Origin of the sequence: Tenacibaculum skagerrakense, assembly GCF_004345825.1 — a bacterium.
Classification (GTDB): domain Bacteria; phylum Bacteroidota; class Bacteroidia; order Flavobacteriales; family Flavobacteriaceae; genus Polaribacter; species Polaribacter skagerrakensis.
The window spans coordinates 145,354-158,113 of record NZ_SLXM01000001.1; the positions used below are offsets into that span (position 1 = coordinate 145,354).

Genomic DNA, 12,760 nt, shown 5'->3' on the forward strand with positions numbered 1-12,760 from the left:
GTTAGGGATTTTTTATGTAGACAAAATAATAACAAAGAAAATCAGGGTAACATTTTTAACATTGTGTAACAGATAATCAAAACTAAAAATGTATATATTTGTGCCTGAGAAAAAAATAATTGTTAATTATAAATTGCTAAAATTCAATTAGTCTTATGAAAAAATTATTGCTGAGCATTAGTTTAATGCTTGTATGTTCTGTGGGGTTTAGTCAAGGTACTCCGCCAGAGTTGCCTACTGTAATCCAACCTAGTCCAGAGGCTAGAAAGATACAAGAGTATGGAAATGTACCTGTGAAATATAATACAGGTATACCAAGTATCCAAGTCCCTATTTATTCTTTTCAAGCGGGAGGACAATCATACCCAATAAGTTTATCTTATCACGGAGGAGGAGTTCGAGTTGGAGAATCTGAAGGGATGACAGGTTTAAAATGGACATTAACTGATGGAGCTGGAAGAATCAGTAGAAGCGTTAGAGGAAGACCTGATGAAGATAATGTTTATAATAATTCGGGATGGTTAACTTCAGGAGCTTATGTTAGTAATCTCGACATAACTCAATTAACAGTATCAGAACAAAGTCAAATCAAAAATGGATGTTGGGATTTGGAACCTGACGTGTTTAATTTGATGTTACCTGATGGAAGGTCGATAAAATTTATGTTCAATGAGAATGGTCAAATTTTATTAATGCCTATTTCGGAGGATTTCAAAATTGAGTATACCAGTAATTTGAGCTCTTGGACAGTTACCGATAATAAAGGGGTTAAATATTATTTTGCAACTCCTGAAAGCACAAAAGTTAATTCTGGATGTTCACCGTGGCAACCTGTATGTAATGATCCGAGTAAATTATTTCCTACATCTTGGATGTTGGATAAAGTAGTTTTGCTAGATAATAGTGAGATTACTTACACATATGTTAATGAGCAATACTTAGAATCCTCATGGACTGATATTAAATTAAGAAAAACAACTAGTGAAACGGGTTGGGGTAATGCAACTAGAAGTTTTTGTAATGTGAATACACATTACTCAAGAAAGAAACTAATAACGATTACTTACGAGAAAACAAAAGTAAATTATAGTTACTCTCTTAAAAACACTAGTGTGACTGCTGAAGGTTCTAAACTAGATGAGATATATGTAACATATAATAATCAACACGTGAAGAAAATTCGATTTGACTATTATATGAATCCACATCAAAGAATGTTTTTAGAAAGAGTAAAAGAGATTTCTAAATTGAATACTGAGCAAATTTTAAATCAATTTGAATATCAAAATAAAGAACAGTTTCCAAATAGAAATAGTGTTGCGATAGACCATTTTGGTTATTTTAATGGTAGTAGCTCTTCCGGTCAAAACTATGCTACTCAAATAATTGCCCCTAATGATGATTTTTATATTAATGTAAATATCGGAAATGTAGGGGTTAATAGAACTTTAAATGCGAATATGGTAAAGTATGGTAGTTTAACCAAGATCATTTACCCTACTAAAGGATATAGTGTATTTGAATATGAGCCTAATGAGGTTTATAAATCAATAACACCTGAAGATAATCAAGTAAATGTTCAATCAACCCCAAGTAATACTGAGGGCTGGGAGGATCATTATAGTGATTATTTTTCACTGCCTTCTACCAAAACATTTACTATTACAAGTATTAACATTAGCAACTTTGATAATTTATCAAACAATGTTAGTTGGACAAGACCAACAGTACAGTTGGTTAGCGATGATGGTCAAGTTTATTATTCAAACAATAGTTTCAATTTTGGAGAAAACATAACATCTCCCTACACTATTTCTAATTTACCCGATAAGCAGTTTAGAGTAAAAATTAGAGTATACAATTCTAATTCAGTACCAATAGGTGTTTTAGTTAGAGGAAATTATCCTCCAGCTTCTCAAGAACAAAACATATATTATGGAGGTCTTAGAGTTAAGTCGATAACAAATTACGACCATAATGCTATTCAGGCATATAAAAAATCATTTAATTATAATAAGTTCGATAATACAAACCAGTCTAGTGGTGAAACTTCTTTGTCTTTACCATCTTATTTTAAGAAAGTAAAAGAACCCGTTTTTAGAACGAATGGAGTGGGGATAACCTACATAAGTTCTTGGAATAATTTTGATGAGGTTGTTTGTGTGAACCCAGTTCAGGTAGATATGGTAAATAGTACTCCTGTATATTATAGAAATGTAAAAGAGATTTTTGAAGATAGTAGTAGTTCTTATCATATAAAGAGAACATTCAGAAATTATGGAGTTAATTTCAAAAGTTCACTTTTATCTTATCAGATAGGTAGTTATTATATGACTATGCAAACACCTTCAACATTTGAAAGTTATGCTAATGGAGTTTTAGAAAGTGAAGAAATGATTGATAGTAGCGGAAGAATGGTATCAAAAATCGAATACGAAAAAGAGTTTTTGATTGCAGATGGGATTGATATTCAAAAAGTACAATGTATAAATTATGCTGAATTACCATATCAGTGTTTTGCATCGGAATACCCAACCATTTCTCGTTGGTTTGTAAATAAAAAGACAACTAATACAGTTTACAACACCAATGGGGATTTAATTACTACTACTGAAATTTTTTATGATAATCCTTCTCATAAATTACCTACTCGACAATTCGTAACAAACAGTAAAGGAGAAACCATTATTACGACCACGAAGTACCCTCATGACCTTAACAATACGAGGTTGATTAACGATTATAGAATTGCAGAAGTATTACAAACCGAAACTAGTAAAAAAGTAGGTGCTACTACCACTAAGTTAGCTAGTCAAAAGAATATATTTAATGATTTTGCTTTTTATTATCTTTTAGAGAAGAATCAAACCTCTAAAAATAATCAAGCATTTGAGGATAGAATCGTTTTCCATAGTTATAATGGTACAAATCCAATTGAAGTTAGCAAAAAAGATGGTCCAAAAGTACGATATGTTTGGGGGTATGAAGGAAACTTACCAATTGCTAAAATTGAGGGCTATACATCTGTAAGTACTACTCAATTAAATACAATAAGAGCTGCCGTTTTAGAATCTAATAACGATGTTTCAACGAGTGACGAAGCTCAATTAAGAACAGCATTGAATAATTTGCGCAACGCTTTTCCAGAAGCTCAAGTTACCACTTATACTTATGACCCATTAATTGGTATTACCAGTATTACTGACCCAAGAGGCGAGGTGGTGTATTATGAGTATGATGAATTTAACAGATTACGATTTGTTAAAAATACGCAAGGTCAGATTTTAAAAGAGCACACGTACAACTATAAAAATTAAGATGAAAATGAAAAAGTTAGTATTTATACTTTTAGTGTTACCATTTGTGATGTACGCACAAAGCACTAATGAGAATCATGTAGTAACCAAGGTTTATAAAAAGGCTACTACAAGTCCAGTTAGTGGACATAACAAAGATGAGGTAATGACTAGTGTTCAGTATTTTGATGGACTTGGTCGTTTAAAACAAACTGTTGCTGTCAATGCAGGAGGAAACACGATTTCTAATAATACGATTCCAATTGATTGGACATTAGGGAACACTGGTCCAACAGATTTTTTCACTGCTGGAACTGCTGCTGAAAATAGAATTATAAATGGTAGTACACCTTTCGGTGGAACAGATTTATTATGGGAGTGTATTCCTGACGCTGCTTCAAACTTTGACGGAGGTTGGAATACAAAAAATTTCACGATTGATAATACAAAGACATATCGTTATTCAATTTGGGTAAAAAGAACAGGTTCTCAAGCAGGAACAACTTACCACGGAACACAATCGGTTGACAATCTAGATGGAACGCCAAATGCAAATCCTTATTTCTGGGCAGGCGATTTACCACAATTAAACACATGGTATTTACTAGTTGGAGTTGTACATCCGCACACTTACAGAGGTTCCGATACAGGAGTAAGTGGAGTATATGATACTTCTGGTAATAAAGTAAAAGATGGAACAGAATACAGATGGCGTTCAGATTATAATGTAACTAGATTACGTGATTATTTATATTATTGTACAGATACTAGCGTTCGCCAATACTTTTGGAGTCCTTTATTTCAAGAGATTGATGGAGGAGAGTTGCCTTTAGAAGATATTTTTACTGAAAATGCACCTGTTATTGCGCAAGAAAACATTAAAGATATTGTTTCTCATGTAGAGTATGATAACTTAGGTAGAATGACTAAGGAATATTTACCAGTTACTAATGGAAGTGGAGACGCAAACATTAGAACGGAAAATATGGCTACAGCAACGCAGGATTATTATGCACGTAAATATGCAAAAGACTTTGCTGGAGCAACCTTATTATCTGAGATTAATGCTTATTCAGAAAAGGCGTATGATTTTTCGCCGTTAAATAGAGTTACAGAGCAAGCTGCTCCAGGTTTAGATTGGAAGTTAGGAAATGGTCATGAAATCAAGTTTGATTATGATGTAAATGCAGCAAATGAAGTTAAAGTTTACGAAGTCACTACAAGCTTTGCTAACAATACCTATACACCAACTTTACAAGGAGGAACAGCATATTATTTAGAAGGAGCACTATCTAAAACAGTTACTAAAGATGAGAACTGGAAAGTTGGACAAACCTATGCGAATGATCATACCACAGAGGAATTTAAAAATAAAAGCGGACAGGTAATTTTAAAACGTACCTATAACCAAAATCAAAAGCATGATACGTATTATGTATATGATGATTTTGGGAATTTAACTTATGTAATCCCTCCAAAAGCAGAAGGAACAGTTGCAAAACCAACTACAACTAAGTTAAGTGAATTATGCTATCAATATGTGTATGATTACCGTAATCGTTTGGTAGAAAAGAAAATACCAGGAAAGGGCAAGGAATACATTGTTTACGATAAATTAGATCGTCCAATATTAACTCAAGATACAAACTTAAAAGCACAAAGTAAGTGGTTGTATACCAAATATGACCAATTGGGAAGAGTGATTTACACAGGTTACAGAACTAATAGTCATTTAAGGGAGGATATTCAAAATTCAATTAATTCTGCGTCAACAGCACAATGGTCAGAAGAAAGAATAAACTCGGCAATGAGTTTAGGAGGAGTATCTATCTATTATACAAATAGAACTCTTCCTACAGGTATGACTGAAATCTTTACAGTAAACTATTATGATTCTTATGTAGACTTACCTTCATCTGGTTTAGGAAATACGGTTACCAATAGTTATGGAGTCACTTCAACTACTAATACTAAAGGTTTAGCCACGGTTACCAAAACAAGAGTATTAGGAACAAATCATTGGATTACAACAGTTACTTATTATGACAAAAAAGCTCGTCCTATTTATGTGTATAGTAAAAATGACTATTTACAAACTACCGATGTAGTAGAAAGTAAATTAGATGATTTTACAGGAAAAGTATTAGAAACGAGAACAACACATACCAAAACAGGTAAAGATCCTATAGTAACCATTGACCGTTTTGAGTATGACCATATGGACAGACTCATAAGCCAAAACCAACAAATTAATGGTCAAATCTCGGAACGTATTGTAAAGAATAATTACGATGATTTAGGACAATTGGAAAGTAAAATTTTAGGAAATGGAACTAAAGTTGGTTACAAAGACGTTACAAGTGGATTATCTATTGCTGACGGTGTAATTACTAAAACAAGTACCGTTAATGGATGGAACGTTGGTTTAGCTACTCAAGGAAGTTTTAATGCCGATGGTTATGTAGAGTATATTGCTCCTCAGCATAATAAAGATTTCATGGTTGGTTTATCTAATACTAATAACGATGCTTCTTTTAGTTCAATCCGTTTTGCCCTTTATAATGTTGGAAATGGATATGTTCATATATATGAATGGGGAACGTATAAAGGTAATTTTGGTAGATATTATGAAGGAGATATTTTTAGAGTAGAACGTATAGGTGATCAAATTCAATATAAGCGTAATGGAGAAACTTTTTATACTTCAACTTCTAGGTCATCTGGCACTTTAATTGGAGATGTTTCTATTCAAACTTATAATGCTAAAATCAAAGATTTTAAAATTGTAGACAACAGCAAAGGATTACAAAAAGTTGATTACAACTACAATGTACGCGGATGGTTAACAAATATTAATGATGATGTTTCAAATGACAATGATTTGTTTAACTTTAGCATACAATATAACGACCCGAGTGTGGAGCTAAACAAGCGTTTATATAATGGTAATATTGCCCAAACAAGTTGGCAAACACAAAATGTAGATAATTCTAGAAAAACCTACAATTATACCTATGATGCGTTGAATAGAATTACAGCAGCATATGGTGCTAAAACTACAAATTATAATCTTGGGCATTCTACAATTCCAATTACTTATGATAAGAATGGGAATATTGAGAGATTGTATAGAAAAGGACATACAAATGCTGATGCTACAACTTTTGGAGTAATGGATGATTTACATTATACTTATAATGGTAATAAGTTAACAAAAGTTTTAGATAATGGAAATGATAATTTTGGATTTAAGGATGGGGCAAATACAACTGTAGAATACACCTATGACGCTAATGGTAATATGCTTACCGATGCCAATAAAGGAGTTACAGCGATTACTTATAACCATTTAAATCTACCAACTAGCGTAACTATTGGAGGTCAAAATATTAGTTATACTTATGATGCAAGTGGTGTAAAATTGAGTAAAACCTTTGGTAGTATAACTACAGAGTATGCTGGTAACTATGTTTACGAAAAGAGAACTGGACGTGGTGCAGGAACTCAAATTCATTTTTTCAGAACCTCTGAAGGTTATTATAACGTAGGGAATATAGATGCAAATGGAGATTTATTAGGATATTACGTGTATGAATATAAAGACCACTTAGGAAACGTGCGTTTATCTTTTGCTGATGCTAATAAAGATGGAGTAATTACAGCTAGCTCTGAAATTCTAGAAGAAAAAAATTACTATCCCTTTGGACTTCAACATAAAGGGTACAATAATGTCGTTTCACCTTATGGAGATCATATAGCTCAGAGATTTAGTTTCGTTGGAAAAGAGTTGAACCAGGAACAAGGTATAGAATGGCATGACTTTGGGGCTAGAAATTATGACGCTAGTTTAGGTAGGTGGATGAATTCAGACCCGCTTGCTGAACAAATGCGTAGACACTCACCATATAATTACGCATTCAATAATCCTATTTATTTCATTGACCCAGATGGTATGGCACCGATGGATTGGTATGAGAATCAAACAACTGGGGAAGTAGAATGGTTTGATGGTAATAAAGATGTATTTGGTTATAACCATTTAGGTTATCATCATACTGAAACAGATACAGATGGAACAAGAACAAAATATAATGGAGATACAAAAACAAAAACTGTAAGAGGAGAGGTAGTTAAAACTTTTGAGTCAAGCCAGAAAAAGGAAGGATTTACGTTTTTTGGAAAGACACATACCGTTAGCGAAACTTTGTTTCAAGACAAGAAAGTTAGTAGTTTAGGGGATGAAATGCATGTTAAAGCGACGAGAGAAGTTTCTGAAGGAGAAGAAGGTATTATAAACTTGAATACATCAACAAACATAGATGAAGAAGGTAATGTAACTAGTGAGGCTGGAGTTTCTCTTGATATTAAAATTGGAAAATTTAAAGGCTCCTTTTCTTTTGAAGATGCTTCTGTGAAAACCAAAACTAAATTTGGTGATAGTAGTTTTAGTTTTGGAATAGGAATTAATAGTGATGGAAGACCTAAGGCAACATTGGGTGCTGCAAGAAATATTAATGGAACAGATAATAAATCTTCTATAAAGCTTGTACCTGGTGGTAATTCACTAATGTTTGGACTAGGAATTGTAGCTACCACAGTAACGGGGGGAGCAGTTGCTCCAATTTTAACTTTAGCTTTTTAAAATTTTTATATCATGAAAAGAGTAGTCAAATTAATAATTATCGCAATAGGTATTATTTTTCTATTGCGTCTAACTGTACAATTTATTGATTTAGGGAGTTCTTTTTCTAAGAATAGACTTATTGAAATGCCGTTAGACTATAAGGAAATACTGAAAGATTCAACAAATCTGTCCTACATTTTTACTTTAGCAAAAGATACAGTTTTTCCAGTTTCAGTTTATACCTACAAAAGTGACTTAAAATATGGAATGATTATATTCAAAAGAAAGATTTCTAATGATAAAGTACTAGAAAATTTAAGTTTTTTAGATAAAAAAAGTAAATTAAGTAGTGAAAAAGTATACACTAACTTTTTAACATTAGAAAGTTTAAATTATTCTTATGATAATAAAGATTTAGTTGATAAAATAAGTTTTAAAATAGAAGGATTTAAAAAGTCTTATATAAAGGAACAAACTTCTGATAAGTTATACCTTAGTTTCCCTTTAAAGGATACTTTTTCTATGACATTTAACAATTCAGAAGCGCCAGACATTCAGTGTGTTAAAAATTCTTTTTCAAATAATCAAAATGAGTTTAATGAGATTGTTATGTTTCGAAGAGAAAATTATTTATACTTTATTTATTTAAAACCTTTTAAACAAAACAATATTGAAGAGTTAATATTAGACAAAATAATTGCATAACTTGATTGGCACCCAGCCCCGCTAGTGCTAGTTTGTAACTAGTACCGAGTAAGAGTAAGCAAATAGCAATTTAATTATATATAACCATGTTATTTTTTTGATAGCGTGGTTTTTGTTTATGCTAGTTTTTGTTTTAACTCTTGTTTAAGAATAAAAGCAGAAATTAAATCTTTAACAGTTTTTTTATTATCGTCATCAAAGCTTTGTACTGTTTTAAACAAGTTAATTAACTCGTTATCCTGTAAATTATCTTCAATATCTTGTTTACCAAAAACCAATAAATCAATAGAAACTTCTAAAGCTTTAGCAATTTTAGATGCTATTTCTATAGAAGGTAAAGTAACATCTCTTTCATATCTAGAAAGGTGATTAGCATGAATTCCTACTTTAGTAGATAGTTCTTCTTGTGAAATCTTTTTAGATGTTCTAACTTCTTTAATCCTTTTTCCAAAACTCATATCATAAAGATTTAGTAATTGTTGTGAAGTTACCATAAGTAGTTGATTTAGCAATTTTTTACAATCAAATATTGTTTACTGTAAGTACAAAACTATCAAAAAAGTTTTGCTTAATAAAATCAAATATGTTGGGTTTGTAACCAAATTAGTTTAGTTAATAACTTTTTGGCTTATGAACAATCTCGACACCACCAACCAAAACAATTACAGTTACGACACAAAACATTTAGAAATACATGTTTTAGGAGGTTTAAAGATTAATAAATTAGAAAGTTTACGAGTAACATTGGCAATTACTAAAGTTAAAAATACCAATACACTTAGACACAGTATAGACTTATACAACGATAATCAAGTAGAAAAGTTTGTAAGGCGAATAGCAGAACGTTTGGAGATTGGAACAAGTATTACAAGAAAAGTACTACAAGAATTAACCAAAGAGTTAGAGAATTACAGATTTATACTACTAGACAAACAGCAGCAGGCTGCTGCACCCAAGTTTAAAACTTTAAATGCTAGTGAAGAGAAAAGGGATATCGATTTTTTAAAAAAGGGAAAGTTGCTAAGTAGAACAAATGAGTACATTGGTAAGAGTGGAGTTATTGGCGAAATCAATAATCGCTTACTGATGTATCTCATTTTTACATCACGTAAAACAAACAATCCATTACACTGCATAAGTTTAGGAAGTAGCGGAGTTGGTAAAACCCATTTGCAAAGTAAAGTTGCGGAACTTATACCTGAAGAAGATAAAGTAGAAATTACCGTATTATCAGCAAACGCATTTTATTACTTCAATAGAACAGAGCTACAACACAAGTTAATTTTAATAGAAGATTTAGACGGAGCAGAATCGGTGTTATATCCATTAAGAGAATTACAAAGTAAAAAGAGAATTACCAAAACGGTTGTACACAAGGACAGTAAAGGAACTACCAAAACCATACACTTAACGGTTGAAGGTCCTGTAAGTGTTGCGGGTTGTACCACACAAGAATCTGTTTACGAAGATAATAGCAATCGTAGTTTTTTATTATACATCGATGAATCTGAAGAACAGGATAATAGAATTATGAATTATCAGCGGAAAGCTTCCGCAGGCAAGTTAAATGAGCAAGAACAGCTAGCAGCTGCGAGCATTTTACAAAATATACAAAGAGTATTAAAACCAATAAAAGTGATTAATCCTTTTGCTGAACACTTGACACTTCCAAAATCTGTTTTTAAGCCACGACGCACCAACTCTCACTATTTACAATTTATAGAAGCAATTACATTTTATAAGCAGTATCAAAGAGAAAAGCAATACGATAAAGAAACAGGAGAAGAATATATCGAAACTACAATCGAAGATATCCAAGAAGCAAACGAGATAATTACAGAAGTATTATTACGAAAATCTGATACCATAACAGGAGCTTGTAGAAATTACTTAGAAAAGTTAAAACGATATTTATTTATAGAGAATCAAACTACTTATACAAGTACAGAAATTAGAAGAAATCTAAGAATAAAAGAAACTACACTAAGAAGATACCACAAACAACTATTAGAAGAAGGTTATATCAAAAAAGTAAAAGGAAAGAAAGGGCAGATGTATCATTATGAAATTACTGACTTACAAGAATATACAAATCTAAAAGAGCAGATAAGTATCGTATTGCAAAATTGTATTAGTCAAATCAATCTCGCTACTTCGCCATAGGTTCGCCACTCTATAATAGCGAACTTAAAAACATAATAACCAAATAATTAAATCACTTCGTTTAGAAATCTCAAAAAAGGTAAAGGGCATAAAAAAAGCGGTGAGCCACCGCAGGCAATATTATGAAGAAACTACAACTACAAAACCAGAGTTTTAAAGTATTAGTTAGCAGTTATAAAGAATGGTTAGACATACTTGGTTACGCAGAAAGTACAGTAACTAGTTTACCAGTTCACTTACAAGAGTTCTTCTATTATTTAGAGCAACAAAGAATTACTAATATTAGATTTATTACTACAGAAAGGATAAAAGAATACTATCAGCATTTACAAGAAAGAAGCAATCAAAGAAGAAGCGGAGCATTAAGCAAAAGCTACTTAAATAAGCATCAACAAGCATTAAAGAAGTTTAGAGAATATTTACAAGAACACGGAAATAAAAGCATTAGCATACACTTAAAAACAGAACAGAATCCTACAGAAGAAAAACTCAATATCCTCACTCAATCCGAAATTAAAGAATTATTTAAAACAACAGCATATAGTCATAAAGCAGAAAGAATACGATTAAGAGATAAAGCAATGTTGGTAGTATTGTATAGTTGTGGATTACGTAGAAATGAAGCTGTACACTTAGATATTAGCGACATCTATTTTGATAAAGAAAGGATCTATGTTAGAAAAGGAAAAAACTACAAAGAACGATTTGTTCCAATTAACAGAAAGAATGCAGAAATCTTAGAAGATTACATTTACGAAGCTCGTCCAGAGTTTAAAGATAGTAATTTACATGAAGCATTATTTATCAATAATAAAGGTACACGAATGCAAGGAATGAGTTTTGCAAACCGATTAAAAGCTATTGTAAAAGCAAGTGAGAATAAAGCAATCATAGAAAAGCAAATCACACCACACACACTTCGTCACTCCATTGCAACACATCTATTAGAACAAGAAGTAAAACTAGAAAATATAAAAACCTTTTTAGGACACAGTTCTTTAGAATCTACTCAACTCTATACACATTTATTAAAAACAATAAAAGAAAATGGTCGAGAGGCTCGACACCCAAATATTTTAAAAGATGAGTTATAGAATATATTTAGAGAAACAAAAGTATAGTAACAGTAGTATTAAAACATACGAAAAAGCAGTAGATAAATTTATAGCTTGGTGTACACAAAATAGAACATTAGTAGAAACTATAGATTATAAAACCATATTAAAATACATCAAACATTTACAAGAAAATAGAAATAGTAAAAGAACCCAAAATCACAGAATCGGAACTTTAAAGACATATTTTACTTATTTAGTAGAAGAAGGTTATAGAATAGATAATCCAGTAGAAAGTATTAGAATAAAAGGAGTAAAAAAGACAATCAATTACAACCTATTAGATAAAGACGAGTTAGAAGATTTATACTACAGTTTTGAAACAGAAAACATAAAAGATAGTTATCACAGATTAACAGCAAAACGAAATAAAATAATAGTTGGTTTATTAGTGTATCAAGGTTTAACTACAACAGAACTAATCAATCTAGAATTAGAAAACTTACAACTCTACAAAGGGAAGATTTATATCAAAAGTGGAAGAAGAAGTAATGCAAGAACATTAGTATTACAATCCTGGCAAGTGATAGAATTACTCGAATACATAAAGGAAATAAGAGAAGAAATTATAAGAAGAAAGCAATTAGAAACCGAAAGATTATTTATCCCGAACAATGCAAGATTAGGAACTACATTACATCACATTTTAAAGAAGTTAAAAAAGATAAATTATAAAGTAGAAAATGTACATCAAATAAGAGCCAGTGTAATTACAAATTGGTTGAGTACATATAATTTAAGAGAAGTACAAGTATTAGCTGGACACAGATATATAAGTTCTACAGAAAGATATGTACAAGACGATTTAGAATCTTTACATGAAATCGTAAACAATTTCCATCCGATTAATTAATTTG

Annotated in this window: 7 protein-coding genes; 6 read left to right on the top strand and 1 reads right to left on the bottom strand. The window is 31.4% G+C overall.

Features of this window, described 5'->3' with window-relative positions; all coding sequences use genetic code 11:
- Positions 1-155 precede the first annotated feature (155 nt).
- Genes EV195_RS00595 through EV195_RS00605 form a run of 3 tightly spaced genes read left to right on the top strand, consistent with a single transcriptional unit; the run spans position 156 to position 8,625 of the window.
- Positions 156-3,317 carry an RHS repeat protein gene (locus EV195_RS00595; protein WP_132791422.1) on the top strand — a complete coding sequence of 1,054 codons (3,162 nt, stop codon included), beginning with the start codon at positions 156-158 and terminating at the stop codon, positions 3,315-3,317.
- Between the two features lie 7 nt (positions 3,318-3,324).
- Complete coding sequence (locus tag EV195_RS00600) at positions 3,325-7,938, top strand: DUF6443 domain-containing protein (protein WP_165915662.1); 4,614 nt, start codon at positions 3,325-3,327, stop codon at positions 7,936-7,938.
- A gap of 12 nt (positions 7,939-7,950) precedes the next feature.
- Positions 7,951-8,625 carry a hypothetical protein gene (locus tag EV195_RS00605; protein WP_132791428.1) on the top strand — a complete coding sequence of 225 codons (675 nt, stop codon included), beginning with the start codon at positions 7,951-7,953 and terminating at the stop codon, positions 8,623-8,625.
- 116 nt (positions 8,626-8,741) lie between these two features.
- Here the strand turns inward: EV195_RS00605 and EV195_RS00610 are convergent, their stop codons facing one another.
- Positions 8,742-9,119, bottom strand: a complete 378-nt coding sequence (locus EV195_RS00610) for a helix-turn-helix domain-containing protein (RefSeq protein WP_132791431.1) — start codon at positions 9,117-9,119, stop codon at positions 8,742-8,744.
- A 136-nt stretch (positions 9,120-9,255) separates the two neighbouring features.
- Here EV195_RS00610 and EV195_RS00615 point away from each other — a divergent pair, with 136 nt between their 5' ends.
- From EV195_RS00615 to EV195_RS00625, 3 genes are all read left to right on the top strand, one after another.
- A complete protein-coding gene (locus EV195_RS00615) occupies positions 9,256-10,788 on the top strand; it encodes a hypothetical protein (RefSeq protein WP_132791434.1) in 1,533 nt (510 codons plus the stop codon).
- Between the two features lie 122 nt (positions 10,789-10,910).
- On the top strand, positions 10,911-11,882 hold the full coding sequence (locus EV195_RS00620) for a tyrosine-type recombinase/integrase (RefSeq protein ID WP_132791437.1): 972 nt from the start codon (positions 10,911-10,913) through the stop codon (positions 11,880-11,882).
- Positions 11,872-12,756, top strand: coding sequence for a tyrosine-type recombinase/integrase (locus EV195_RS00625; protein ID WP_132791440.1), 885 nt, complete (start codon positions 11,872-11,874; stop codon positions 12,754-12,756). Before EV195_RS00620 ends, EV195_RS00625 begins: the two co-directional genes overlap by 11 nt.
- Positions 12,757-12,760 lie beyond the last annotated feature (4 nt).